The sequence below is a fragment of the Salmonella sp. NW38 genome (genome assembly GCF_051807745.1).
GTDB classification, from domain to species: domain Bacteria; phylum Pseudomonadota; class Gammaproteobacteria; order Enterobacterales; family Enterobacteriaceae; genus Salmonella; species Salmonella enterica.
Map to the genome: position 1 here is coordinate 325,113 of NZ_JAMMTO010000004.1, position 26,918 is coordinate 352,030.

Genomic DNA, 26,918 nt, shown 5'->3' on the forward strand with positions numbered 1-26,918 from the left:
AACCTGTGGCGATTCACTCCTCCGTTTTATCCAGACAAAATTATCCTGATAATGTGCTGTAGCGGCTGAATGACTTAATAACACATCAACCTAAACACTGAATAGTTTCTCAGTTACCTGATTTTTCATTGTTATCTATTAGATACTGCAAGCATTTCATCTTTATACCCTTGTTCTCCCATACGCCCTGTTTATTCTTACCCCCCCCATTATTATATTTCAGTAGTAAAATATCCGTATACATTCTTATACCAGGTACTCATATTACTGGCAGTTAGTTTAATTTTTTGTACGTATCCCACATAATCGTGCTATTCACATTTAGAGATCACGTCATCGAACTGCTGACGAAGGAATCTCTATGCATAAAGCCCGTCTCACTGAGCATCAGAACATCGCCGTAATTAAGTTGGTCGAAGCTGGACGAGCGGTTAAAGATATCTGCCAGGAGGCGGATATTTGTGAAGTGACTGACGACATCTATGGACATTAGGTTTGACCACATTCTGTTTCTCACTAATGTGCTCCGGGAAAGAGTTTTCATCAGATGAGCAATTGAAAAGAGAAGCCAGAAGCTGAAGTTGCTTCGACCGATAAGTCTGTCGGTTGCTCAGACCGTCACGATCAGAATTAAGTTAGATCAACTTATTGGCAAGGTATAACTCCCGGCGTTAAGTTACAAGATTTTCTCATGGCATTAGCATTACACCCTCTTAAAGTTTACATGTGTCTCTATAAAATAGTCTTAAATTTGTATATAAGAAGTTGATGAGAGCACAAAAGTCACCATTAAGTCATTGAATAACAATGCAATAAAAGAAAAAATCTTAAATTAGGTTTTAATAATAAGAATTCATTACAGGTTTACAGGAATTACTTTTATATTTCATCACATCACCCCGATAGTGACGAAGGCAGCAGACAGATGGTATTGAGAACCGTTATTTATCACTCTCATGATTTAGCAAATAGTGCTGTTTTAAGATTTTTTATGATATTGGAGATTATGTATAAAAATCCCAATGGGTGAAATACAAATCCGAAATGATGTATTACGACTGTCGGATCTGTCATGGTTCCTTAAAGCTGTATTTTAGGTCTTTCCAGGAGTTTATGACACTGACAATAATTCGCGACTTTTGACAGCCGTAGCACTGTATATTATCTGGATTGACACATTTATTTACCAATGAAATATTAATAGAAACATCGGCGGGAGTCGTTCAGGATGATGAGAAAGCCTTCACAAATTGTCCATTGCATTAGTTGCGATTTATCCTGTCAATTATTCCCTGACAGCGCAGTACGGGTGCAATACTGTCATAATGCGGCATTTTCCATCTGGCCAGATGGTAATGCTTTCCTGAAAAAAGGGTTTATTGAAAAGTTATTGCTTGATAGACACAACCATTTATCCAGCGGTTTTATCTTTGTTGATTTTTCTTTCCCGAATCTTCGACGATTTACCGATTTGCAATGGGCTGACAGTCTGGCAGACAGTGGCATGCATATTGTCCTGATTTCTGACAGAAGTTTAACTCCGCTGGCCAATTACTGGATTTTGAAAAGCAATAAAATACAAGGAATTATTTATTCCGATGACGATGATATTGTGCAACAGCAAAAGATGCACCGCTTGTTTACCGGTCGGCTCGCCAACAGTAAACGTGGACGAACGCTTAACTATACGGAATTTATATTACTGAAGCGCTTTGTATCAGGAATAAGTATTCAGCAGATTGTAAATACTGACAATATTGATATTAAGAAACTTTATGTGCATAAGCTGCGGCTTGAAAATAAGCTAGGGCATAGCATTCATAAAATAATATCAAATATTTTATAGATCCGTTTCCATTTTTATTATTTCCATATTATTGCGATGTGGAAGACGCTTTACGCCATAATGCAGGAGGCAGAATGCCAACTCCCCCAAATTACTCATTCATCGCCATAGCGGTATCAGCAGCGTTAGCCTCTATGGTATTTTCCTCCCAAGCGGCCTGGGTTGACGTTGATAGTCTGCCATCCAGTGGGCTGGTCAGCCAGTTGCCGCCGGAATTACAGGCTATTATTCCCGCTCAGGCCAGTACCGGTTTCACCAAAGTCGGTACCATGCCCAACTACGTTTATCAGTGGAACACCGGCACCATCCCGGTTTATGGCAATGGACTCACGCTTAATGGGCCGGGCGCGGAGGCGTTTGAACACACTGTCACGGTTATTCAAAACAGCGGGACGGGAAGTCCGGGCGTGATTTTTGGCAACGACCTGACCATTCGGACGCAGTCGGCGAATGCCGCGAATAATGGTAGAGACGTCGATGGCATCCGTACTCACGGCGCGAATACTCCGGATAACCCGGTATTTATTATTACCGGTGACCGTACCCGCATCTACGTGGATGGTCAGGATGGTGACGGTATTAACGCCGGATATAACTCACTGGGCCAGGGTTGGACCGGATCGGCCAATATTTATGTCGGCGACGATCTGTATATCAAAACAACCGGTAGCCAGGGACGTGGAATTACAGCCAACGCCATGAGGGATGCGTCACGTGCCAAAAATACGATTGTCGTCGGCAATCGTGCACATATTGTTACTACTGGCGACAGTTCGGAGGGGCTACGTACCGGACAAAGCGGTTCGTTGATTCGTCTGGGTGACGATGCAACCATCGAAACCTCCGGCGCATCCTCAACGGGGATTTACGCAGCATCATCCTCCAGAACCGAGCTTGGCAACAACGCTACTATTACGGTGAACGGTGCCAGCGCACACGCGGTATATGCAACTAACGCTACCGTTAATTTGGGAGATAATGCCACTATTAGCGTCAACAGCGCCAGTAAGGCTGCATCCTATAGTAAAGCCCCTGCCGGTTTATACGCCCTCTCCCGAGGCGCCATTAATCTGTCAGGCGGTGCGGCTGTTACTATGGCGGGCGATAACAGTAGCGAAAGTTACGCCATCAGCACGGAGACTGGCGGCATTGTTGACGGTTCTTCAGGAGGACGTTTCGTCATCGACGGTGATATTCGTGCTGCTGGCGCCACCGCTGCCAGCGGTACGCTACCGCAGCAGAACAGTACGATTAAGCTCAATATGACGGACAACTCGCGGTGGGACGGGGCATCATACATCACCAGCGCTACGGCGGGCACAGGCGTTATCTCTGTACAAATGAGCGATGCGACCTGGAATATGACCAGCAGCTCAACGCTCACTGACCTGACGCTGAATAGTGGCGCAACCATTAACTTCAGCCATGAAGATGGCGAGCCATGGCAAACGCTCACCATCAATGAAGATTATGTAGGCAACGGCGGTAAGCTGGTCTTTAATACTGTGCTCAACGGTGATGATTCCGAAACGGACAGTCTGCAGGTTCTCGGCAATACTTCAGGTAACACATTTGTTGCAGTAAATAATATTGGAGGAGCCGGGGCGCAAACCATTGAAGGTATTGAAATTGTTAACGTTGCTGGCAATTCCAACGGTACTTTCGAAAAAGCAAGCCGTATTGTTGCCGGAGCCTATGACTACAACGTGGTGCAGAAAGGTAAAAACTGGTATCTGACCAGCTACATTGAGCCGGACGAACCGATTATTCCTGATCCAGTAGACCCTGTTATCCCTGACCCTGTCATTCCCGATCCGGTGGACCCTGATCCAGTAGACCCGGTCATCCCTGACCCTGTTATTCCCGATCCGGTGGACCCTGAGCCAGTAGACCCTGAGCCAGTAGACCCGGTCATCCCTGATCCGACAATTCCTGACATAGGGCAATCTGACACACCGCCGATAACAGAACATCAGTTCCGTCCGGAAGTGGGCAGCTACCTTGCCAACAACTATGCGGCAAATACGCTGTTCATGACGCGTCTCCATGACCGTCTGGGTGAAACTCAGTACACCGACATGCTGACGGGCGAGAAGAAGGTCACCAGCCTGTGGATGCGTAACGTCGGCGCCCATACTCGCTTCAACGATGGCAGCGGGCAGCTAAAAACCCGCATCAACAGCTATGTGTTACAAGTGGGAGGCGATCTGGCACAGTGGAGCACTGACGGTCTTGACCGTTGGCATATTGGTGCAATGGCAGGTTATGCCAACAGCCAGAACCGCACGCAGTCGTCCGTGAGTGACTATCATTCCCGTGGTCAAGTCACCGGTTACAGCGTCGGCCTTTACGGCACCTGGTATGCTAACAATATCGATCGGTCTGGGGCTTATGTGGATACCTGGATGCTGTACAACTGGTTTGATAACAAGGTCATGGGTCAGGATCAGGCCGCTGAGAAATATAAATCCAAAGGAATTACCGCCTCGGTTGAAGCCGGTTACAGCTTCAGGTTAGGTGAAAGCGCGCATCAAAGCTACTGGTTGCAGCCCAAAGCGCAGGTGGTATGGATGGGCGTACAGGCTGACGACAATCGCGAAGCCAATGGTACTCTCGTGAAGGATGATACCGCCGGTAATCTGCTAACCCGCATGGGCGTAAAAGCCTATATTAACGGCCACAACGCTATTGATAACGATAAATCTCGAGAGTTCCAGCCGTTCGTGGAAGCGAACTGGATCCATAATACGCAGCCTGCCAGCGTGAAGATGGACGATGTCAGCAGCGATATGCGTGGTACGAAAAATATTGGTGAACTGAAAGTGGGCATTGAAGGGCAAATTACCCCGCGCCTGAACGTATGGGGTAACGTGGCGCAACAGGTAGGTGACCAGGGCTATAGTAATACCCAAGGCCTACTGGGGGTTAAATACAGTTTTTGATTCAGGTAACAACAGAGCCGCTGATCTTCAGCGGCTTTTACCCGGAAGCGCCTTCATTTGGCTGATACGTTCCATGAACGGCTCCCAAAACCGCTTAATGTGTACAGAAAAATATCGGGCGTTTCCCGATGGTGAACATAAAGCCACGATGGCCCTGAGTCAGGATGGTGTAACTGATACTTTTCCCTGGATAGACATAAAAATCGGGTAAAACCGTCTCGATAACCGCATCGGACAGTGTTTCGTCACGCGTGACTTTGTTGATATCCGTCGATATAAAATGGGTGCTGTCTTTATTTTCACTCCATACATAGGAAACATCACGGCGGATCACGCCGCTCATTTTATTATCGACGTAATACGTTCCGCTGATGGAAACCACCCCAGTGCGTTTTTTCAGCGAATACATAAAGTCCAGCGTCAGGTTAGCCTGAGTGTTGTTATAAAACACAATCACAGGCGCCGTACATTTCTCTGGATCCCGGTTCTTTTCCGTATATAAATGAACAAGATGCCCAAGCCCTACTCCCAGAAACAGTAGCGTCAGGCAGGCTAACATCAGTGCCTTTTTACCCATGTGTCACCCCGCGGAAAAAAAGCGTCACGCAGCCTGTATCACCGCGCGTTTTATAAGGTTGCTGACAAATCAATGCCGTAACCGCTGGGGTGCGACTGCTGGAAGGGAAATAGACCCATGGGTATTTCTGACAATCCATACCGGTTTTTAGAATCATTGACTTATAGCTTGCAAAGCGGCTACCGCTTTCGATATCTTCATTCCGCGAGAAAAAATGACAGCCCTGAGTTGTTTCAACCAGCGTGTAGCGATCATAAAAATCCTTATCAGGAACGGTTTGCCAGCTGATAGTGCCAAGCAAAATACCGACAGCAAATGTCCCGGTCATCCAAAGTACAGGTACATAATGTTTAAACCAACGCCCTGACGTACGCGGCGGCGCCTCACCCTTTTTTTCTATTGTCTGAGCGAAGTCCTTGCGGATAGTCATGAGGCTCACACCAGGCTCAATCTGAAAGCCTCTACGCGGAACCGTGATTATCAGCGTATCTTCATTTTCGCCAACGGTACGTAATCCGCGGCGAATAATGGAGATATTCTGATAAAGCGTATTTGCCGACACCACCATGCCGTCTTCTTCCCACACTTTTTGAAAGAATGTTTGTTGTGAGACGACGGAGGGGGCGTTTTCCAGCAGAAGGCGCAAGCAGCGGCTGGCGGGCGTTGTCAGAATAATGTTGAGATCTGGCCTCGATAATGACGCCAGGCGATTCATTTCTGGATTAAATTCAATATTATCGTTAATTATCCATAACATCGCATTGTTACCATGCCAAAACATAACGTAGTTGGAGAGGGTTAATAGACACCACTGAGTATAGTCTGATGCTGTGGCTGCGTAGCAGGACATGGATTGTCCCCTGCACATACCGATCATATAGAAGAGCGAGAGGCATAAGACATTAACAGGTAAGCGTAGACACCGCTTTTCTCATTATAGCAGACTCAGGGGTGAAAGTACGTTTGGTTTTCTTGTTCGTTAAGTCACCTGTTTTGTATTGAGGTGAGAATATCACCTTTAATCAGGTGGCCAAATTTACTGTGCCGCTACGCTTTAATATCTCATATATAAATCATGAGAAAATATATCCTGACAATCTATATCATATGAAAGACAGGGTTTTATTTAAAGTGTTCTCTATAATGGCTTGTAATATCCAAAAAAGCAGCACTCGTTATGTAGGGATAGTTTTCAATTTATTAAGAGTTACAGTAGCCATACTTAATAGCAGCACGCTTCCCACTTAATATTTAAGCTACGCTTTATATTATTTAAATATAAATAAGTTAACCCTTAAATTGAACTATTTCAAATTTATACTAAATAAGTTTAAAACTATCTATCAGAAACAATTTGTAGGGATATTGCCTGTTTTTTCAATCAATAATCCTCTCTGACATGTAAAATAGAAACATTTATTCATAATATGAATATTGTTGTGATAACAGATTCGCGTGAAAGTAAATCGACTGAAGGTGATGCCGATGAATATTCCTTCAGAAAGAACTCAACAGGGTAATCCAAAATCGGCAACGGATTACTGTCATCAGCTTAAAAACGGAAATCGCCCCGGCGATTAATGACTTTAACACTGATAGTGATTATCAGTGAAAGGCAACAACAAGGAATGAATTATGTCTACACCCGCGAATTTTAACGGTCAACGCCCTGCCATTGATGCTAACGACGCAGTAATGCTGCTGATTGACCACCAAAGTGGCCTGTTTCAGACCGTCGGCGACATGCCGATGCCGGAATTACGCGCGCGCGCCGCGGCGCTGGCTAAGATCGCTACCTTATGCAATATGCCGGTCATTACTACCGCATCCGTACCACAGGGACCGAATGGTCCGCTGATTCCGGAAATCCATGCGAATGCGCCACACGCGCAATATGTCGCGCGTAAAGGGGAAATTAATGCCTGGGATAATGCCGATTTTGTACAAGCGGTAAAAGCGACAGGCCGTAAAACGCTGATCATCGCCGGTACTATTACCAGTGTCTGCATGGCTTTTCCAGCCATCAGCGCCGTCGCGGAAGGTTACAAGGTATTTGCGGTAATTGATGCCTCCGGTACGTACAGTAAAATGGCGCAGGAAATTACGATGGCCCGCGTGGTGCAGGCGGGCGTAGTACCAATGGATACCGCGGCGGTAGCCTCTGAGCTGCAACGTACCTGGAATAGGGAAGATGCCGCAGAATGGGCGGATGTATATACCAAAATATTCCCGGCCTATCAGCTACTGATTGAAAGTTATACCAAAGCGCAGGAAGTAGTAAAAAATAATGAACTGCTGGATTCTCAGCGCGCATAAATAACGCCCTGAAGCGGCTAAATAGCCCCATTTAATGGGGCTATTTTACTTGCCATTTTGGTCCTGGGCAGTGCTCAAAATCCTCACGTACTACGTGTACGCTCCGGTTTTTGCGCGCTGTCCGTGTCCAAACTGGCTGCGCCAATAACGCCTGGTGGGATAGGCTCTTAATCAAATACGCCATTAATAATCGCCGTGACCACCGCGGTACTGAGCGCGATCAGCACCAGATTATCCCCAATGATTTTCCACTCATAGCCCGGATAATAAGGTAATTGTCCCAGCATAGACGCCGGCACCGTTTTTTTAGCGATTCCCGGCGGCAGCGGTTTTCCTCTCGCCAGATTTTTCGCAATCCCCGGAGGTAAAGACTGATAACCCGTCAGCCCTAAATTCACTGCCAGTTGCCTGGCGACAGCATAGCTAATGTCCGACTCGACGTGATCCGGTTTACCGCCATTTTTACGGTGTTCCGTTTTTTGCCCGGCATTTCCTTTATGTCCGTTACCGTTATTACCCTGATTAGCCGCGTTATTACCATGTCCGCCGCCATTGCCATTTCCCGGATTCGCCAGCACAGGCGTAGCGCTCAGGGAAAACGTAATCAACGTCGCCAGGACGGCGGTTAAACCACGACGATTATTCATGATATTGCCCTTCTGATGTGGGATACCATGAAAATAGCGCCCCGCCATAAAAAGAACAACTACATCGATTCTTATTTTAAGCGGGGCTCGCCAACAGCAGCTTATCGTATCCAGATAGTCAGTAAAATCAGGATGATTGCTATCAGGACAACCTGATAAAAAATTTTGTCCAACCCTCTTTTTTGCATGGCGTCACCTCGTTATAAAACGATTTGCCAGAGGGCTAAACACAACACCAACAGGCTAATCAGTAAAAATATCAGCGCGATGATTTTATCGGGTGAGCGATTCATCTGGGCGATCCTCAAACATCATTAAAACCACTGGCCAAAGCGTTTGATATAAAAGCGCTTCATGCCTTGCGCCACCAGACAGTAGCTCAATAATGTCGCCACCAACCACGGGAAGTAGCTCAGCGGCAGCGGCTCCAGTCCAACCATCGCACCCAAAGGTGAGAATGGAATATAAATGCCTATCGCCATAATCAAGCCGGTCGTCAATAATACCGGCAACGTCGCCCGACTTTGGATAAACGGTATTTTCTGCGTCCTTAGCATATGCACGACCAGTGTCTGCGAGAGCAGACCCTCAATAAACCAGCCGGACTGAAAGAGCGCCTGCGCCTCTACGTTATTAGCCGCAAAGACGTACCACATCAACGCAAAGGTTGTGATATCGAAAATAGAAGACGTTGGGCCAATCCATAGCATAAAACGACCAATATTTTTCGCGTCCCATTTCCGCGGCTTACGCAGGAACTCTTTATCCATTTTGTCCCACGGCAACGACAACTGCGAAATATCGTACATCAAATTCTGGATCAACAGATGAATCGCCAGCATCGGCAGAAACGGAATAAACGCGCTGGCTACCAGTACCGAAAAAACATTGCCGAAATTAGAGCTGGCGGTCATATTCAGGTATTTAATGATATTGCCAAAGGTTTCCCGCCCTTTGATGACGCCTTCCTCAAGCACCATGAGATCTTTTTCCAGCAGAATAATATCTGATGACTCTTTAGCAATATCGGCGGCGCTATCGACGGAAATCCCCACATCCGCATCACGAAGCGCGGGCGCGTCGTTGATCCCATCCCCAAGAAAACCAACGGTATGACCATTTTTCTGTAGCGCTTGCAAAATACGCGTTTTTTGTAACGGCGTCAGCCGGGCGAATACTGCGCGTTTCTCCACTTCAGACGCCAGTTCGGCATCTGACATCGCCTCAACCTGGGTTCCGGTCAGGATATCGTGCGTATCAATACCCACTTCCAGACAGATACGCGCCGTCACGACCGGATTATCGCCGGTGAGGACTTTGACCGCCACGCCGTTATCCCGCAACGCGGCAATCGCTTTTCCGGCGCTCTCTTTCGGCGGATCGAGAAAAGTGAGCATCCCTTCGATGGTAAGTTCGGTCTCATCCTCCACACTTAATGTCGGATTGTTCCCGGAACCATCCAGCTTACGTGTCGCTATCAGCAATACACGGAATCCCTGCGCATTGTAATCTTCGGTTTTCGCCAGCAGCAGCTCGCGGCGTGTTTCCGTCAGCGCCACCACACGATCGCCTTCGCGAAGATGGGTGGCTACCATCATCATCTCTTCAACAGCGCCTTTGCAGATCAGGCATCTGTCTCCATGCTGCGTATCCTCCACCAGGACCGATACCCGGCGACGTACAAAGTCGAATGGCAGTTCATCGCGTTTAACGAAGCGCGCTTTTGTCGATGGCGCGATGCGACCCTCGCCAAAACGCAGTATGGCGCGATCCATCACATTCCGGGCGCCGCTCTGGCTGCTACTATTCAGCCAGGCCAGCATCAATACCCGGCTGCTTTTTACACCGCTCACATCCAGATGATGCTCCAGAAAAATATTGTCCTGGGTTAAGGTGCCGGTTTTATCTGTACACAACACATCCATCGCGCCGAAGTTTTGAATAGCGTTCAGGCGCTTGACGATCACTTTGCGCCGCGACATCGCAATCGCGCCTTTTGCCAGGTTGGAACTGACAATCATGGGCAACATTTCCGGCGTCAACCCCACCGCAACCGCCAGCGCGAACAGCGAAGCCTCTACCCAGTCTCCCTTACTGAACCCATTGATCAGCAGGACAACCGGCACCATGATCAGCATAAAGCGTATCAACAGCCAGCTCACGCTGTTGACTCCACGATCGAAAGCCGTCTGGGTACGCGTACCCACAATGGATTTCGCCAGCGAGCCGAACCAGGTACGGCTTCCCGTCGCAACCACGACCGCTTGCGCTCTGCCGCTGGTTACATTGGTTCCCATCAGACAGATATTGCCCAAATCTAACAGGCTTTTATCTTTGTCAGGCAATTGCTCGCTGTCTTTACCTGCCACATCAGCCATAACATCGTATTTTTCTACGGGTAATGATTCACCACTAAGAATTGACTGGCTGATAAAGAGATCGCGCGACGCCAGCAGCCGGACGTCGGCGGGCACCAGATCGCCTGCGGCCAGAAAAACCACATCGCCCGGCACCAGTTCTTCAATGGGAATCTCTTCCTGCACCGCGCCTATATTGCCCGGCCCACGACGCAACACCGTGGCGGTGGTGCGAACCATCTTTTTCAGCGCCTGTGCTGCTCTGTTAGTGCGAAACTCCTGCCAGAAACGCAATAACCCGCTCAAACTGACCATCGTCAGAATAATCAGCACGCCGGTGAGATCGGTCTCTTCGCCACGGCGTAACGGGAGCCAGTAATCCGTGATAAAACTGACCCCTGCCAGTGCGATCAGAACGTAAATAAACGGGTTATTGAATGCCTGCAGAAGCTGAACCAGCACCGGAGGAACTTGCTCATGCGCCACTTCATTGCGCCCATACACTTTCAACCGTTCGCTGGCCTCTTCTATCGTGAGGCCCTGACGATGGCTGTTCAGCCGCGCCAGTGTCTCCTCCGGGCTATGAAAAGCTTCCGCTTCGATCGGAAATACTTTTTTATGCTGCTTATCATTTTCTGACGCCGGGCGATTGAGTTTCCGGTTTTCAATGTTCATGTCAGTCATGATGAATCCCCAAAATTAAGGTGTAGTGTTTCCTGCATATCACGCCCAGGGAATAGCAAACTCACGATTTGAAGGTGAATGCCCCGGGAGAATTATCTATGCATAAAAAAGGTTATTGCTTACTCACTATTTTGAGTGGGTTTTATTTTATCGACTCGGGAATATCCATCATTCCCTCCTTATACGCCTGGCGTAATGTTGCAATTGAATAAAAACTATTATTGACTATCAATGCTCCAGTGAATTGCGGTGATATTATCGTTATCACCTATTCTGGATATAATCAGTTCTCGCGTTTTACGATAATCAGCATGACCCACGAGCTCGGCACGGATTTCTTTATAGCCCTGTTCCTGAGCGGGGACCGAACCTAACCCTTGTAAACAGATCGCGGCCTCTTTTACGATATTCAGTAACCACTGACGAACCTCGCTCTCATCTTCTTTATTACAGGTTACTTTCAGGATATAACGTTTTTCTCCCTCGGCGGATACCGGGAGTTGATTTATACGCTGCGCCGCTTCACGCAGTAAAATATTGGCACAAAGAATAATGATCGTCGCCGCCAGCGCATTTTTGAACTGCCCTAAGCCGCATAACACGCCGATGCCCGCCGAACACCATAGCGTTGCCGCAGTGTTCAGCCCGCGCACATTCATCCCTTCGCGCATGATGACGCCCGCCCCCAGAAAGCCAATACCAGAGACAATCTGCGCCGCAATTCTCCCGGGGCTGTCTGGCGATGTCGTCATGGAGCTCAGAATAAAAACGGCGGCGCCTGTCGCCACCAGCGCATTAGTGCGTAATCCCGCCATACGTTGACGCCATTGTCTTTCCGCGCCAATCAGCGCGCCCAACAGCATAGCGGCCAGTAAATTCAAAATATAAGGAAACATTAACATACGTTCCTCCATTTTTTCTGGAAGAATAAGTACGTGCTATATTTAGCACACGACAAATCTCTGCCCTGAGGCAATTAGCGTCGTGTTAACGGCGGAGGAAATAAAGCGTGTTTAAACATGAACATGACGATTACCTCGCGACAATGCGCGTGTTGTAACATTATTGGGATGACAATCGTCACAAGGGGAGATTGCTGCCCACCGGTTCGGCAAGCAGCGCAGGAATAGCGTGCGTTAACTTGCCAGATGATTTACGTAAAAGTGACTGTCCAACATATTACTCCTGCATGAATTTGCGCTTATTATAGTCAGTCAATATGTTCTGTAAAGTGCAAAGGCGGGGATAGTGACGATTTGTTTAAGTTTGTTTGATATTTTCTATGACAAAAAAATGACAATATTATGTCAATAACAGGCTCGTCTGAAATCATTAAACAATAAATTCCTGCTTAATGCCGGCGATAGCTCTGTTATGATGCCTGCACGTAAAAAAATAAAACAACATGACGAGGAAAAAATGGGTTCCACCAGAAAAGGGATGCTAAACGTCCTGATTGCCGCCGTATTGTGGGGGAGTTCAGGCGTTTGCGCGCAGTACATCATGGAGCAAAGCCGTATGTCGTCACAGTTCCTGACGATGATACGTTTGTTATTCGCCGGGCTGATACTGGTGACCTTCTCCTTTATGCACGGCGATAAGATATTTTCAATTCTTAAAAACCGCAAAGATGCACTGAGTCTGCTGATTTTCTCCGTGGTGGGCGCGCTCACCGTTCAGCTAACCTTCCTGCTCACGATTGAAAAATCCAATGCTGCCACCGCGACAGTGCTGCAATTTTTATCGCCGACCATTATTGTAGCGTGGTTTGCATTAGCGCGAAGAACACGACCAGGCATTCTGGTCTTAACCGCCATTCTTACATCGCTTATCGGCACCTTTTTACTGGTCACTCACGGCAATCCAACATCGCTGTCGATCTCTTCAGGCGCGCTGTTCTGGGGTATCGCCTCCGCATTTGCCGCCGCCTTTTATACGACCTGGCCTTCCAGGCTAATCGCCCAATACGGCACACTGCCAGTGGTCGGCTGGAGTATGTCCTTTGGCGGCCTTATTCTGCTGCCCTTCTACGCTAAAGAAGGAACGCACTTTGCGGTGAGCGGCAGTCTGATTCTGGCCTTTTTCTACCTTGTGGTGATCGGTACGTCGCTGACGTTCAGCCTGTATTTGAAAGGCGCGCAACTGATTGGTGGCCCCAAGGCCAGCATTTTAAGCTGCGCGGAACCGTTAAGCAGCGCCCTGCTGTCGCTGCTGCTGTTGGGGATTAGTTTTACCTTGCCGGACTGGCTGGGCACGCTGCTCATTCTCTCGTCAGTGATTCTGATCTCCCTCGATTCCCGTCGACGCGCGCGGGCCGCTTAACGCCGTTGATAATCACGATGACCGGGCGGAAGAGGGAAAAGTTTAATGGCGCTTTGCCTTAATCTCTTCGTCAGAAAGCCCGGTAATCATCAGCACCATCTCTCGCTCGATCCCCTGTTCCAGCATCGTATGCGCAATACGCAAGGCTTCCTCCTGCTTACCTTGATGTATACCTTGCTGTATGCCTTGTTGCACGCCTTCACGCTTACCTTTTCTGCGCCCCGATTCACGTATTCTGTCTACGATCGTCATTAATCTCTCCTTGTGTTGGGGAACACGACGCGCCACCTCGCGGATAAACTTGCCAAAACGAGGCGTGCTGCCATGCTGTATTAGCAAATAATTAAACAGCGCTTTTAGCTGACTGTCATTAGCGTTTCCCGTAATCAGAAGTACCGCTAAGCGCTCGACCAATCCCATCAGGTCGCGCTGACGTATATGCTTTTGTACCAGCTCCAGCATCGCGATACGTCGATGCTGCATAATCTCGTTATCCGGCACCACCGTAATGTCTACCAGTGGAAATGCCGTCGCATAAAGCTGACGCGCCAGTGCAGGATCGTCAAACTCATCCAGCCAGCACAGCGAAAAGGGATACGGGCTTTTCGCGCCATGGTAAAACAGCATGGGAATCACCAGCGGTAACGTTTTATGGCCAGCATCCAGATGGCGCTGCATCGCGGCAGTCGCGTAACGCATTAACCGGAACGCCATATGCGCGTCCGGCGTACTCTGATGCTCTATAACGACATAGATATAACCGTCGCCTTCACACGTTTTTAGCGACCAAAGGACATCGGAATAAAACGCGCGTAAATTTTTCTCGATAAAACTGTCCGGCGCCAGTTTCAACGTCGTCAGATCGCAACGTATTCTTAGCGAATGGGGAAGATGAATATTGAGAAAATCCCGCGCGGTATCCGGATGGCGTAAAAACGTTTTGAATACCGCATCATGGGGCGTGGACGTGGGGCTTTTTTTCATGGCGATCCGTCACCTGAGGAATAAGATGACGCCACTGTACTCGCCAAAAATACAGGCAGCATTCAGGAAAATTTAACCCTGCGAGGAGGCCCGAAAGGGAATCACTGACGGCTGCAATACGTACATTTTTGCCCGGCCTGCTACGCATTATCGCCCGGTAGCGTAACGCTAACCGGGCCTACAAATACACGTCATCTGTAGGCCAGGTAAACGCAGCGCTCTTCGGCGATAAATCTCACACCAGCGCTTTAACTATCTCCATCAACCGAATGACGTCTTCGGGGCGCGTATTGCCGGTTTGCGGATCGATAATCGAGCTGTAAACATGCGGCATGACGCGCGGCACGCCTGCCTCCAGGCAGGTTTGCAGGATAATACCGAAATTATCCAGTGAGATACCGCCGGTCGGCTCGATGAGCGTCATGCCTTGGCGGGCGGCGGTTGTCGCCAGCGCATAGAGTTCCGGTAACGACTTCTCGCCGCCCATCGGGAAAAACTTCGCCGCATGTGCGCCCATATCCTGCATCATGCGTACCGCCGCTTCACAGGAAACGCGGGCTGGCGTTCCCTGGCTGCTGCTGACGCCGGTAGAAATCACCACCTCGCCAGGCGTTCCCGTCGGGCTGACCAGGGCGTTAATATGTGTTTGCTCGCCGCCTGTCGCCGCCAGTGCGCCCGCTGCGAAGCCGCTGCCGGTAAAAGTCTGGTTGACGTGGGCCGGGTGAGTATGGGCGGCAATCATCGCCGCTTTGTAGTACTGCGCCGGGTCGCCTGCGCCCAGACCCACTGAGATTGACGGCACCTCCGCCATCCAGCGTTTCACCTCCGGCACGCCCTCTTCTACCGTAGCGAACTGCGCGGAAAGTACGCCAATGACCGCATGGCCTTCGGCGGCTTCATAGATAGCCTTCGCGTTGGCGATATCCTTTGCCAGCACGTTAATCGCTACCCGCTGACGATAAAAATTAATCTGCTGCATGTTCTGCAATCTCCCTGAGTCGCGCCACAATCAATGCCATTTCCCCTTCGGCTACCGTGCGTGGATCGAGGCTAAAAACCCCCTGATGAAGCTGATATTTGCGGGCGTAAATCGCTATCTCACCGCCGCGCAACTGCGCTTCGACGTCCTGCGCATTCAGCCCCAATTCAGATGCGTTCACCCGCACACGAATACGCCAGATTGCACGCCCGGCTTCATCCTGTTCGATATCGGCATAAAGACCATGGATGGCGGAAATCGCTTCCGCGACCGGCTGTAACTGTGCTGCGGTCACGGTCGTCTGGTCCTGGTGGTAATTCTCCAGCGCATACACCAGCCCAACCATGTTTTCCTTGCCAATTTTCATCGCCCTGGCAATCCCCTGGTGCTGCGCTTTGCAGGCGGCAATCCACGTTTTCCTACCAGTGATAAAGCCAGAGGTTGGCGCATTAAAGGCTTTCGCGCCGCTATAGATAACCATATCCGCGCCGCTCGCCACCCAGCCGCGCAAATCCTCTTCCGCCGCGGCATCGACAATCAACGGCAGTTGGTTGGCCTGCGCCACCTGTACAAAATCGTCAATGCTCAACATGCCTTTCTGTACGCAATGGTGTGATTTCACATACAGTAGCGCGGCGGTCTTTTCGTTAATGGCGCTTTCCAGTTGCCAGCGGGCCGCCAGATTGCTCGACCCCACTTCCACTATGCGCCCGCCGCCAAGACGAATGGCGCTGGTGACTGGCGCGCCGTAGTCCACATTATGCCCGCGCAGCATCACCACCTCATTGGCCATACCGGTACTGTCCGGCATCAGGGCGACGCGCGCCCGATCGCCGTGGGTGATAGCGGCAGCGACGGCAATGGCAATACCCGCCGAGGCGCACGAGGTGATATAGCTATCTTCAGCACCCGTATAGCGCGATACCAGTTCGCCGGTTTTTTCCACCAGCGCGTCAATCTCGACGAAAGCGGAAGCCGCGCGCGCGGTGGCCTGCATGACCTCCGGCGCGACGCTTGAGACGCCCAGAATGGTCATTTTGCCGCAGGCGTTAATGACCTTTTTCAACCCCAGTTGTTGATAGATATTCGGCGTCATGATTTACAGCACTCCCAACAACGAACAGACTATGCTCAGTGCGACAATCGACAGTAAAATGGTGGTGTAGCGCGGCCCTTTTTTTACCAGATAGAAGTAGATGGCGAATACCGCCGCCAGTGGCAGTAAGCCCGGCGCGATAGAGTCGAGGATCTGCTGAACCACCACTTCAGATCCTTTCAAAGCGCTAATTTTTAACGGCGTGGTGATTTTGACGTAGCTGGCGGAAAGCGCGCCCATCATGATCAAACCCAGCACGTTGGCCCCGTAGATCAGTTCTTTGATTCGCCCCCCTTGCAGCAGGCCGATAATCGAATCACGCCCCAGCGTATATCCCTTGTGGACCATACCGTAGCTGATCGCCAGGGTGATCGCCGGGTAGAGAATCAGCGGGATAATACCGCCCATCGCGCTGCCATTTGCCGCGAACGGAATAAAGATCGCTATCAACAGCGGCATCACCGCCGCCCAGATAATCGAGTCGCCCATCCCGGCAAGCGGCCCCATCAGGCCAGTTTTAATGCCGGTGATAGACGAGTCGTTAATCGGCTCGCCGCGCGTTTTTTGTTCTTCCATGGCAATAGAGATGCCCTGAATCACCGCGCCGAAGGTCTGCTCGGAGTTAAAGAAGTTAAGGTGGCGTTTTAGCGCTTCTACCTGCTCCTCTTTTTGCGGGTAGAGTTTTTTGATGATCGGCGTCATCGAGGCGCAGAAAATCAGGCTTTGTAAGCGCTCATAGGAGCTGGAAACCTCGGCGCCCAGCCAGTAGATAAACCAGGCTTTGGTGATATCTGCTTTGGTCAGCGCCCCGCTTTCCCGCGCGCGCTCAACCAGTTCATGCTGCATTACGTCACTGCTCATCATGCTGCTCCTTCATTTTTCGCCAGGCCTTTAATCAGGAAGGCGACACAGGTGCCGAAGATGGCCATCGCCATGATGTCGACCTTGAGGTACAACACCGCGAAGAACCCGCCGATAAACCACGGCAACAGGCTCTTTTTACCGATCACCATAATGGTGATGGCAAAGCCCAGCGCCGGCAGAATGCCGCCCATGATTTCAAAGGAGTGGGTTAACCAGTGCGGCATCAGTTTAAGGAAACTTTCCACCACATCCTGGCCAAAGTAGTTAGCGGCAAAGACCACCGGGAAGCGCAGCACCAGCCCCAGCAATGCCGGGTAAAGAAAGGCGCAACGCATGATGCCCGCCATGTTTGCCGTTTCCGCGTGTTTATCCGCCATATGCACCCAGGCGGCGTTCAGCGTGCGCCTCAGCTGATCGAGAAACACGCCAATCACGCCAAACGGGATTGCCAGCGCGATCGCCAGGTTTGGGTCCATACCGGCCTTCACCGCGATAGGAATGGAGATACAGGCCGCCAGCGCCGGGTCCGACGGCACGTTGCCGCCCGGCGTTGAGGTCACGCCCAAATAAACGAGCTGCATCCCTGCGCCGATGATCATCGCAGTCTGCATATTGCCAAGCAAAAGCCCGACAAATACCGCGATCACCACCGGTTGTAACAGCATCGCGGAGAAGGTGTAGCCGAGGCGTAAACGGGCAAACCAGTAATACAACCCCATCAGGCTTGCAAAGAGTAAGGTATCCATAGTGTTATCCTATACACTTCATCCTTCAGGCTGCCTCTTTGTTGGCTGCCTTCGCTCACCCCAGTCACTTACTTTAGTAAGCTCCAGGGGATTCACTCAGTTGCCGCCTCGATGCATCCAGAATGATTTTGTGTCTATTAAAGGGTTAGAATTTTTTCAGGATATCGTCGAGCGGCTGCGGCTTATCTTCCGGGATGGTCTGGAAAAATACCTGAACGCCACGGTTTTTCAGGTCGTTAAGAATGCCGACGTCTTTTTCATCCAGCGTAATATTCTGAAAAACCGCCTTGCGGTTTGGCCCGCCGCCGAGACCGCCAACCTGAATGCGGGTAACGTCAAAGCCTAGTTGTATGGCGTCCTGCACCGCCGCCAGTGAGGGAAAAAGCACCAGCACGTTACCGTCGCCAAGCTGATTTTCTTTCCATGCAGCGGCAAAACTCTGGTTGCCGAAGCAATCCACTTTGATATTTGGCGGCGCGGCCATCAGGTAGATATTTTTCATAAACGGATCGGCATCCAGTTCATCACTCACAACGGCTATCCGGTTCGCCTGAGATTGTCCGACCCACTTCGTGACAACCTGCCCATGAATGAGACGGCTGTCGATGCGGCATAAAACGATATTGGCCATGATGTTTTCCTTAGAGTGATTGTTGTAGCTGACGTACATGGGCGACCACATCCAGGCAGCTACTGCGCCCGGCCTCAACTAACTCATCCACGCAGGCGGTTAGCATCCCTTGTTCGCGCCTGTCCAGCGCCTCCAGCAGTAGCGACGCATTCAGTCCGGCAATCACCGCCACCGGATAATCGGCGCTTAGCCGTGCCGCGACGTTGGACGTCGTGCCGCCGACAAAATCTGTCAGGATCAGCGAGCCTTCCGGCAGCGTTTTCACCACGGCCTCGACGCGTTGATAAAACTCGCCCAGCGTATCGACAGGCATTAGCGCGATTTCCGTCACGCCTTTAATTTCGCCCGTGACCATACGCAGGCTGTTGCAAAGCGGTTGTCCCCAGCCGCCATGCGTCAGCAGCAGGATGTGGGGCAACGGTTGTGTGGTAGTCAAAATGGCCTCCTGGCGCAATTACATGAGGACACCGGCATATATTGCCCGGTGGCACTGCGCTTACCGGGCCTACAGGACACTCCCGGTAGGCCGGATAAGGCGTTTACGCCGCTATCCGGCATAACGCATCATCAGAAGAGCAAAGGTTGTGCCAGAATTTGTGTCACGCGAGGAAGAAGAAAGGTCTGGCGAGGCGCGAAGCCCCGCCAGTAAAAGGATTAGCTATAGAGCAGTTCGTAGATATAAAAATATTCCGCATCTGATAAACGGATGGCGTAGGCATCTTCGATCGGCAGAAAAGCGGATTTGATGACACTAAACGCGCGCGCGTCCAGATTCGGCTGACTTTCCAACGCCATCTGTAACGGTTTTCGGTTAATCACAATACGCTCTACCATACAGCAGCAGTGGATCAGGAAGCGCAGTGTCACCTGGCGGCTTGGTTTCAGGGGAAGCGAAGACGTCAGATGGTTAAAAACGCCCTCCATCTCTTTCAGAATACGCTGCGGGTTAAGCACGGAAATATGGTTGATGATGCTCTCCATCGTTAGCGCGCTGATAAAGCGCATCGCGCTGCGCTCCATCTCCAGACGGCGTTCAGCGTTGGACAGATCGGGCGTTAACAGGCTCAACACCAGTTCCGGCCCTTGTTCGGAGAAAAGCTCTTCCAGCGAAATAAACGGAATATCCGGCAGCCCCGGCTGGAAAGTGCCGACAATCCCCGCCAGCCGCTCGCTGGCATTCAATGCCTGCTGAACGCGCTCCAGACTACGTACCTCGTTATAATCAAGGATCACCATCCTGGTATCTTGCGACATCAGTTCGCCAAAGCTCTCCTCCAGCACCTTTTTGATTTTTTCCGCCGTTCCCATGCCGGTAATACAGGAGACGACCAGCACTTTGCCGCCGTTCTCCTGCTGCGGCGTACAAAGCTGGCAGGGGATATTTTTACTCTGCAGGAGCGCCGTCAGCTGTGGTAAATCGCTGGTTTCATAGCTTAAATCCAGCCCGACTTCCAGCAGACTGGTCAGCGTGATGTTCGGCATGAGCAAAACATCTATCTGGAATAACTTACTGATCGTACTGCCAAAATGGATCAATGAACCGATGTCCACCAACAGGATAAGCCGCCGATATTAGCGGGTTTGAATCATTTGGGTCAGCGTTTCCAGCGTGTCATGCACCGACTGTTCAAACGGCATGTCGATGGCGCTGAACAGCTCGCGCTCCAGCACACGGTTGACATATTGCGCCTGACTGGTGGCGGTGGTCGCGCCGTGGGCGATCAAAATGACCCCGCAGTCGGGACTGGCATCGATGCGCTGACGATAATGGCGGCACTCTTTCAGGAACAAGCATAGCCAGACCACTTCCGTCGCCGGACACTGAATATGCAGCAGTTCGTTGATTTTCCGACACAGCAGCGCGGCGTTGTCATATTCGTCTTTGCAGCGATCCAGGATCAAACTGGAAGAGTAAAGCTGCGGGATCAGGCCGCGCTGCACGTAGCCTATCAGCGCCAGGAAGTGTTTACGCAGTGGGTTAACCAGATTTTCCGGCAGCGAAAAGCCCAACACCTGCTCTACGCAGCCAATCAGCAGCGTCACGCGCTCTTCAATCTGGTCGCCATAGCGCGGCGGATGCGCCACGCTGTCGCGGCTGTAGAGACCGTATTCAAAAATCGAGCTGAGTTTATTTTTCAGGATCGCCAGCGTCTCCGCCGGGGGGACGTTACTGTTGCGCAAATTAACATATTCGCGCGTCAGGAAGCTGTAAAAGAGGTCGCTCTCTTCAATTTCCGCCCCGGTCGCCAGCGACGTCTTCAATGCGGGCAGCGTGCGCGCGTCTATATTTAGCCGCGCTTTACCGTCAAACAGAGTATCCACCAATAGACGCTGTTCCGGCGTCGGGTTAACCGACATCTCCGCCAGCCGCTTATCCAGCTGTAGCGTGTCGTTATGCTCGGTCATTCCCGATGCCCACGCCTGAGCGCAAAGAAACTGAATATCGCTTTTTAGCTGACCGATATTGCCTTCCAGGGGTTTATTCAGCAACCAGAGCAACAACGGTTTATCAATGCTGACCGTGCGTTCTATTTTGCGGCTTTCCCGCTGTAAGAACCCCACGATCAGTTCGATCTGTTCTTCAACGGAGCGCTGGCGAATGCCCGGCAAATCAATGCATACCTGAATACGCCGCTGGAAAGTACGTAACAGCGCCGACCCGACCGGCTCGGTAGTGGCGCAAATCAGGCGTACCGAAATTGATCGCGGCTGGCTGCTCACGCCGAGCGGACGGTACTCGCCTTTATCCAGAATAGAGAACAGCTTTTCCTGCCCTTCATAAGACAGACGGTGCACCTCGTCCAGCAACAGATAACCACCGTCCGCCTGCTCCACGAGGCCTGTTTTATGTTCATTCGCGCCGGTAAACGCCCCCTGCCGATGACCAAACAGATGCGAGGAGAGCAGTTCCGGGTTATGGGCGTATTCCGCGCAGTTAAAGTAGACCAGCGGCGGGATAGCGCCGCTCGCCTGTTCACAGGCGAAACGGTGCATCAGTTCCGCAAAAAAGGTTTTACCGACGCCGGACGGTCCGGTAAGCAGAACGTGTAAACCGTGCGGATAGAGCACCGCCGCACGGCCTTTTTCTACCGCATCGCGCAGGCTGCGATCGTAACCAATCAGGCTGGTAAACGGATCGTCAGGCGCGTAATGCTCTTCATGCGGCAGCACATCCGCCACCGACCGCACCTCGCGTTCAGACTCTTCCAGCTGACGTCCCAGCAACGTTTCCAGCGCCTGGCGATGCAAAAAATAGACCGGGCGGCCACGGCTTTTGATTGCCAGGCCGTCATTCCATAACTGATTGAGATCTTTGCTGACGGAGTTACGCGCCAGCCCAAGATTGAAACCTATCGCCTCCGCCGTAAACGCCGTCTCCTGCGCCAAATCGGCAAGACATAGCCCGCGCGTCAGCCGTTCCAGCTCTCCCAGTACGATCTCAATACGTCTCATTACACTACCGCTTACAAAATAAAAGAGTAGTCAGAACATACACTATTCTGCCACGCAAGAAAGTGAAGGCGCAGCGAGAAACCGCCTTCCCACTTTTGCCTGACTTCAACGCCAACGGATAGCACGCCCCGATGAGTGAACGTCGCACGGTCTACACTTACTCTTGAAAAAGTGCAAACCGATAAGGATACCGTTTATGAAACGAAAAACGCTTCTGCTTATTGCCGCGCTTGTCGCGCTACCGGGCGTCACGTATGCCGACTCTCCGTTTAGCTCACTCCAGTCGGCGCATGAAAAAACCACGATTTTAAAGGATTTGCGCAAAATGTGTACGCCCAAAGGCGCGCTAACCGATGAAGCCTGGGAGAAAAAAATCATGGCGAGCGAGGGGAACCAGCAGCATATTCGGGAGGCGATGATCGCGATAGAGCGCAACAATCAGCATAACTACTGGCAGGCTCTCGGCAAGGTGGAATGCCCGGAGATGTAGCACACCTTTTCCGTTTTTTGGTCGCGAAAATGCGGACTGTAACCGGTTTCTGTTCGCCAAAACCGCGTATTCTGGAGCGAATTTACGCGATCAAGGAGCACGACAATGCGATACCGTTTTCCCGATAACTTCTGGTGGGGCAGCGCCTGCTCAGCGTTGCAAACCGAAGGGGATAGTCTGAATGGCGGTAAAAGCCAGACCACGTGGGATGTGTGGTTCGAGCGCCAGCCGGGTCGTTTTCATCAGGGCATCGGTCCAGCAGAAACCTCAACGTTCTATCGCCACTGGAAGCAAGACATCGCGCTACTGAAACAGTTAAAACACAACAGTTTTCGCACCTCGCTAAGCTGGGCGCGGCTCATTCCAGACGGCGTAGGCGAGGTGAATCCACAAGCGGTGAGCTTCTACAATCACGTCATCGACGAGCTACTGGCGCAGGGCATCACGCCGTTTATTACGCTGTTCCATTTTGATATGCCGATGGTCATGCAGGAGAAAGGCGGCTGGGAAAATCGCGACGTCGTAGAGGCGTTTGGTCGGTACGCGCAAACGTGTTTTACCTTGTTTGGCGACCGCGTGAAGCACTGGTTTACCTTTAACGAGCCGATTGTGCCGGTGGAAGGCGGCTATTTGTACGACTTCCACTATCCCAATGTGGTGGATTTTAAACGTGCAGCCACCGTGGCGTACCATACCGTGCTGGCGCACTCGACCGCCGTGCGCGCCTGGCGCGCCGGGCGCTACGACGGTGAAATCGGCGTAGTGCTGAATCTGACGCCGTCCTACCCACGCTCGCAGCATCCCGCCGATGTGCAAGCCGCGCATCATGCGGATCTGTTATTCAACCGCAGTTTTCTTGACCCGGTATTAAAGGGAGAATACCCGGCGGACTTGGTGGCGCTGCTGAAAACCTATGATCAGTTGCCTGCCTGTCAGCCAGGCGATCGTCAGCTTATTACCGACGGCAAAATCGATTTACTGGGGATTAACTATTATCAGCCGCGCCGCGTGAAATGCCGTGATACGGCGGTGAATCCGCAAGCGCCGTTTATGCCGGAGTGGTTATTTGACTATTACGACATGCCGGGGCGCAAGATGAACCCTTACCGCGGCTGGGAAATTTACGCGCCAGGAATTTACGACATCATCACCAACCTGCGGGATAATTACGGCAATCCGCGCTGTTTTATCTCCGAAAACGGGATGGGCGTTGAGAACGAGCAGCGTTTTGTGCAAGCGGGACAGATTCACGATGATTACCGGATTGACTTTATCTCTGAGCATCTTAAATGGCTGCATAAAGGCATTAGCGAGGGCTGTCACTGTCTTGGCTACCACATGTGGACCTTTATCGATAACTGGTCATGGCTGAACGGCTATAAAAATCGCTATGGTTTTGTACAACTGGATTTAGCCACCCAAACGCGCACGGTGAAAAAAAGCGGAGAATGGTTTGCCGCCACCGCAGAGCATAACGGTTTTGATTAAGCGTTTATTATTGCCGGATGACGACTAACGTCGTATCCGGCCTACAAATGGCAGCAATATCAACTCATTGGCGTAATACGGACTTTCGCCGCCACGACTAATGCCGTCAACAGCATCAGTCCGCCGGAAAGCGCCAGCGGCGAAAGCAGCCCGAAATTGTCGAGCGCATAACCGCCCACTGCCGCGCCACAGGTATTTGCCAGTTGAATCACCGCGACCTGGATGGAACCGGCTTTTTCCGCCTGATCGGCAAGGGAACGAGTGATCCACGTTGACCATCCCACCGGCACCAGCGCAAACGCCAGTCCCCAGATAATCGCTATGACCGCCGCCACGGTTTTGTCGCTTCCCCACACAATGAGCGTCAGCGCGCTCAGCGCCAGTAGCAGCGGCGCACCGGCCAGCGCCAGTTTTACCGAACGTTTCAGGACATAAGATGAGAAAGAAGTACCAACGAAGCTGGCAATACCAAAACTTAGCAACACCAGCGTCAGACCATCAACGTCAAAGCCCGCCAGATTCATATAGACCGGGCGAATATAGGTAAAGAAAGCGAACTGCCCGGCAAAAGACATAAAGATGGCGATCATCCCGGCCATCACGCCAGGGCGTTGCAACAGGCTAAACATATTCTGTTTCTGGTGAGAAGGTTCGCCCGGCAGCGACGGCAGTGATTTCACCACCCAGATGACGCACAGTACGCCCATCACCGCAGCGGCGTTAAAGACATTACGCCAGCCAATAATACCGCCCAAAAAACTGCCCAGCGGCGCGGCGATCACTAACGCGATGGAAACCGCGCCAAAAATCACCGACAGCGCTTTCGGCACGGTACGCGCGGGAACCAGTCGCATGGTCAGCGACGCCGACATCGCCCAGAATCCGCCCAGCGCCAACCCAAGACAGGCGCGGCCCAGCAATAGCAGCGTAAAGCTGTTGGCAAAGGAGACCATCAGACAAGAAGCCGTCAGCAAAACGGCGAACAGAATAACGATATAACGCCTGTCGGTCGCCTGAATAATCTGGGTAATGAACAGGCTGGAAAACATCGCGACAAATGCCGTAACGGTGACCGACTGACCGGCGACGCCCTCGGAGATCCCCAGATCCTGCGCCATCGGCGTCAACAGACTAACGGGCAAAAACTCAACGGTAATCAGGCAGGCGACACAAAACGCTACGGCAAAAACGGCTGACCAATTAGGCCTGGCAACCCCATCAGCGCGGAATTTTTCTGCGATATTTTCATTCATTGTGGTTACCTGAGTCGTTTTAGTGCGGAAAATCCACGCAGTGTAACATTACAAAATGTGATCTGATTAACGTTTTAGCAACTGACATTGTTGCGCTGCATTTTGCGAGGCTGGTCGAGCGTTGAGAATTATCTTCTCTCGCTGCGTGCAAAACCAAAAGGTAAGACATAGTGTATCACCTGGTGCTATACTTTAGATTACAGGATGTCAACCTGATGCGAATCTTCAAAACCAGGTGGTTTAACAGAGAAGCGAAGTCCCACACGATAAAAGACGACGAGTTAAGCGAGGCCATCAACGCCGTACTGCAAGGAAAAGCAGATAATCTTGGCGGCGGAGTTTATAAAAAACGTCTCAATCAAAATCGCGATCGCGCAATCGTGTTGGCAAAGGGAGACGAACATTGGTTTTACACCTTCCTGTATGCCAAACAGGATATGGCCAACATTAGCTATCGCGAACTCGCGGGTTTCCGTGAGTTAGCAAAACACTATGCTTGCCTGACCGAAGATCAGATAACGGCACTCATTAATAACAAAGAACTGGTAGAGGTGCGCCATGTCAGCAAAAACTAAATTCAAAAGCCCTGCCTTTGAAGCGATTCATAGCGCGGCAGCTGGATTATTTAGCGTGGATGCCATTCCCCAGGAGACAATGCGCAGTTTTGACACGGCCTGCTTAAGCAGCATCAAAGACCTGCAGCCACTTGAAATAAAAGCGTTACGCGAAAAACTCAACGTTAGCCAGCCGGTTTTCGCTCGGTACCTGAATACCAGCGTATCAACGGTTCAAAAGTGGGAAAGCGGCGCCAAGCGTCCCAGCGGGATGTCACTGAAACTACTTAATGTTGTCCAAAAACACGGGCTAAAGGTGCTGGTATGAGGGTTTTACCGATGGTCTGTTAAGGCTATTCATACGATAATGAGTGCAGGAAGCCTCTACAACTTCCTGCGCTGTTTGACGGGAATTGCACTATACTGACTCACCAAAGCCATCAGCAAATGCAGATTTTAATTCATCCATAAAAGCCAGTTCATCCTGTCCATCACAAATTAAATCAATCATTGTGTTTCCCTTTACGCCAGCCCCCAAAATACTCATCATTCCTTTAATGGGAATTTCTTTGTCATTATTAACTAGCGTTAATGAAGACTGGTATTTTTTGACAATTTTCGCAAGCGTAGCGGCTGGCCGCGCATGAAGCCCCGTACTGTTCATAACGCGTACTTTTTGTCTAATCATA

24 protein-coding genes and 2 pseudogenes are annotated in these 26,918 nt (G+C 50.8%); 9 read left to right on the top strand and 17 right to left on the bottom strand.

The window, feature by feature from the left end:
• Window positions 1–361: 361 nt before the first annotated feature.
• The 3 genes and pseudogenes from NA624_RS09815 to misL all read left to right on the top strand — a co-directional run.
• Window positions 362–472, top strand: a pseudogene (locus NA624_RS09815) (transposase); the annotation flags it as partial.
• Between the two features lie 756 nt (window positions 473–1,228).
• Window positions 1,229–1,846 carry a transcriptional regulator gene (locus tag NA624_RS09820; RefSeq protein ID WP_000984808.1) on the top strand — a complete coding sequence of 206 codons (618 nt, stop codon included), beginning with the start codon at window positions 1,229–1,231 and terminating at the stop codon, window positions 1,844–1,846.
• A 74-nt stretch (window positions 1,847–1,920) separates the two neighbouring features.
• Window positions 1,921–4,788 (top strand): intestinal colonization autotransporter adhesin MisL, encoded by a 2,868-nt coding sequence (gene misL / locus NA624_RS09825; RefSeq protein WP_001143030.1) that lies wholly within the window; start codon window positions 1,921–1,923, stop codon window positions 4,786–4,788.
• A gap of 94 nt (window positions 4,789–4,882) precedes the next feature.
• Here misL and NA624_RS09830 read toward each other — a convergent pair whose 3' ends face one another.
• Together NA624_RS09830 and NA624_RS09835 are read right to left on the bottom strand one after the other, a co-directional pair.
• A complete protein-coding gene (locus tag NA624_RS09830) occupies window positions 4,883–5,347 on the bottom strand; it encodes a hypothetical protein (protein WP_023213975.1) in 465 nt (154 codons plus the stop codon).
• Between the two features lie 10 nt (window positions 5,348–5,357).
• Window positions 5,358–6,215 carry a winged helix-turn-helix domain-containing protein gene (locus NA624_RS09835; RefSeq protein ID WP_001278063.1) on the bottom strand — a complete coding sequence of 286 codons (858 nt, stop codon included), beginning with the start codon at window positions 6,213–6,215 and terminating at the stop codon, window positions 5,358–5,360.
• A gap of 785 nt (window positions 6,216–7,000) precedes the next feature.
• Here NA624_RS09835 and NA624_RS09840 point away from each other — a divergent pair.
• A complete protein-coding gene (locus NA624_RS09840) occupies window positions 7,001–7,681 on the top strand; it encodes an isochorismatase family protein (RefSeq protein WP_000106461.1) in 681 nt (226 codons plus the stop codon).
• Between the two features lie 167 nt (window positions 7,682–7,848).
• On the opposite strand, the gene cigR is transcribed toward NA624_RS09840, so the two are convergent.
• The 5 genes from cigR to NA624_RS09865 form a co-directional block, all read right to left on the bottom strand.
• Window positions 7,849–8,328 (bottom strand): anti-virulence regulatory inner membrane protein CigR, encoded by a 480-nt coding sequence (cigR, locus tag NA624_RS09845; protein WP_001065322.1) that lies wholly within the window; start codon window positions 8,326–8,328, stop codon window positions 7,849–7,851.
• A gap of 101 nt (window positions 8,329–8,429) precedes the next feature.
• Window positions 8,430–8,516, bottom strand: coding sequence for a magnesium transporter protection protein MgtU (gene mgtU, locus NA624_RS09850; RefSeq protein ID WP_252515021.1), 87 nt, complete (start codon window positions 8,514–8,516; stop codon window positions 8,430–8,432).
• A 12-nt stretch (window positions 8,517–8,528) separates the two neighbouring features.
• Complete coding sequence (gene mgtR, locus NA624_RS09855; protein WP_001082118.1) at window positions 8,529–8,621, bottom strand: protein MgtR; 93 nt, start codon at window positions 8,619–8,621, stop codon at window positions 8,529–8,531.
• 21 nt (window positions 8,622–8,642) lie between these two features.
• Window positions 8,643–11,369 (bottom strand): magnesium-translocating P-type ATPase, encoded by a 2,727-nt coding sequence (gene mgtA, locus NA624_RS09860; protein ID WP_000131296.1) that lies wholly within the window; start codon window positions 11,367–11,369, stop codon window positions 8,643–8,645.
• Window positions 11,370–11,587: 218 nt separating this feature from the next.
• A complete protein-coding gene (locus NA624_RS09865) occupies window positions 11,588–12,283 on the bottom strand; it encodes an MgtC family protein (RefSeq protein WP_000392700.1) in 696 nt (231 codons plus the stop codon).
• A 505-nt stretch (window positions 12,284–12,788) separates the two neighbouring features.
• Between NA624_RS09865 and NA624_RS09870 the strand changes: the two genes are divergently transcribed.
• A complete protein-coding gene (locus NA624_RS09870) occupies window positions 12,789–13,691 on the top strand; it encodes an EamA family transporter (protein WP_000535970.1) in 903 nt (300 codons plus the stop codon).
• A 42-nt stretch (window positions 13,692–13,733) separates the two neighbouring features.
• On the opposite strand, the gene NA624_RS09875 is transcribed toward NA624_RS09870, so the two are convergent.
• The 8 genes and pseudogenes from NA624_RS09875 to dagR all read right to left on the bottom strand — a co-directional run bounded on the left by NA624_RS09875 (window position 13,734) and on the right by dagR (window position 22,444).
• Entirely contained in the window at window positions 13,734–14,675 is a 942-nt protein-coding gene (locus tag NA624_RS09875) for an Rpn family recombination-promoting nuclease/putative transposase (protein WP_000749540.1), read from the bottom strand.
• A 235-nt stretch (window positions 14,676–14,910) separates the two neighbouring features.
• Window positions 14,911–15,654 (bottom strand): 2-dehydro-3-deoxy-phosphogluconate aldolase, encoded by a 744-nt coding sequence (gene dagF, locus NA624_RS09880; RefSeq protein ID WP_001186150.1) that lies wholly within the window; start codon window positions 15,652–15,654, stop codon window positions 14,911–14,913.
• Window positions 15,641–16,750, bottom strand: coding sequence for a D-glucosaminate-6-phosphate ammonia lyase (gene dgaE, locus NA624_RS09885; RefSeq protein WP_000188471.1), 1,110 nt, complete (start codon window positions 16,748–16,750; stop codon window positions 15,641–15,643). The genes dagF and dgaE overlap by 14 nt, the downstream gene beginning before the upstream one ends.
• Before the next feature lie 3 nt (window positions 16,751–16,753).
• On the bottom strand, window positions 16,754–17,614 hold the full coding sequence (locus tag NA624_RS09890) for a PTS system mannose/fructose/sorbose family transporter subunit IID (RefSeq protein WP_001526325.1): 861 nt from the start codon (window positions 17,612–17,614) through the stop codon (window positions 16,754–16,756).
• Entirely contained in the window at window positions 17,611–18,360 is a 750-nt protein-coding gene (locus NA624_RS09895) for a PTS mannose/fructose/sorbose/N-acetylgalactosamine transporter subunit IIC (RefSeq protein WP_000380259.1), read from the bottom strand. The genes NA624_RS09890 and NA624_RS09895 overlap by 4 nt, the downstream gene beginning before the upstream one ends.
• A 145-nt stretch (window positions 18,361–18,505) precedes the next feature.
• Window positions 18,506–18,991 carry a PTS system mannose/fructose/N-acetylgalactosamine-transporter subunit IIB gene (locus tag NA624_RS09900; RefSeq protein ID WP_001284295.1) on the bottom strand — a complete coding sequence of 162 codons (486 nt, stop codon included), beginning with the start codon at window positions 18,989–18,991 and terminating at the stop codon, window positions 18,506–18,508.
• Window positions 18,992–19,001: 10 nt separating this feature from the next.
• The gene (locus NA624_RS09905; RefSeq protein ID WP_000214106.1) at window positions 19,002–19,427 is read right to left on the bottom strand and encodes a PTS sugar transporter subunit IIA; all 426 of its coding nucleotides are present in this window, start codon (window positions 19,425–19,427) and stop codon (window positions 19,002–19,004) included.
• A 218-nt stretch (window positions 19,428–19,645) separates the two neighbouring features.
• A pseudogene (dagR, locus tag NA624_RS09910) lies at window positions 19,646–22,444 on the bottom strand (transcriptional regulator DagR).
• A gap of 196 nt (window positions 22,445–22,640) precedes the next feature.
• On the opposite strand from dagR, the gene NA624_RS09915 reads away from it, so the two are divergent.
• Together NA624_RS09915 and NA624_RS09920 are read left to right on the top strand one after the other, a co-directional pair.
• Entirely contained in the window at window positions 22,641–22,934 is a 294-nt protein-coding gene (locus NA624_RS09915; RefSeq protein ID WP_000824213.1) for a YicS family protein, read from the top strand.
• 105 nt (window positions 22,935–23,039) lie between these two features.
• Window positions 23,040–24,422 carry a glycoside hydrolase family 1 protein gene (locus NA624_RS09920; RefSeq protein WP_001270481.1) on the top strand — a complete coding sequence of 461 codons (1,383 nt, stop codon included), beginning with the start codon at window positions 23,040–23,042 and terminating at the stop codon, window positions 24,420–24,422.
• A gap of 59 nt (window positions 24,423–24,481) precedes the next feature.
• Here NA624_RS09920 and nepI read toward each other — a convergent pair whose 3' ends face one another.
• Window positions 24,482–25,675 carry a purine ribonucleoside efflux pump NepI gene (nepI, locus tag NA624_RS09925; RefSeq protein WP_001004800.1) on the bottom strand — a complete coding sequence of 398 codons (1,194 nt, stop codon included), beginning with the start codon at window positions 25,673–25,675 and terminating at the stop codon, window positions 24,482–24,484.
• A 215-nt stretch (window positions 25,676–25,890) separates the two neighbouring features.
• Between nepI and NA624_RS09930 the strand changes: the two genes are divergently transcribed.
• Together NA624_RS09930 and NA624_RS09935 are read left to right on the top strand one after the other, a co-directional pair.
• Window positions 25,891–26,250 carry a type II toxin-antitoxin system RelE/ParE family toxin gene (locus tag NA624_RS09930; RefSeq protein WP_001217952.1) on the top strand — a complete coding sequence of 120 codons (360 nt, stop codon included), beginning with the start codon at window positions 25,891–25,893 and terminating at the stop codon, window positions 26,248–26,250.
• Window positions 26,234–26,557, top strand: coding sequence for a helix-turn-helix domain-containing protein (locus NA624_RS09935; protein WP_001274837.1), 324 nt, complete (start codon window positions 26,234–26,236; stop codon window positions 26,555–26,557). Before NA624_RS09930 ends, NA624_RS09935 begins: the two co-directional genes overlap by 17 nt.
• Before the next feature lie 90 nt (window positions 26,558–26,647).
• Here the strand turns inward: NA624_RS09935 and NA624_RS09940 are convergent, their stop codons facing one another.
• The gene (locus NA624_RS09940) at window positions 26,648–26,917 is read right to left on the bottom strand and encodes an HPr family phosphocarrier protein (RefSeq protein ID WP_000621026.1); all 270 of its coding nucleotides are present in this window, start codon (window positions 26,915–26,917) and stop codon (window positions 26,648–26,650) included.
• Window position 26,918: the final 1 nt, after the last annotated feature.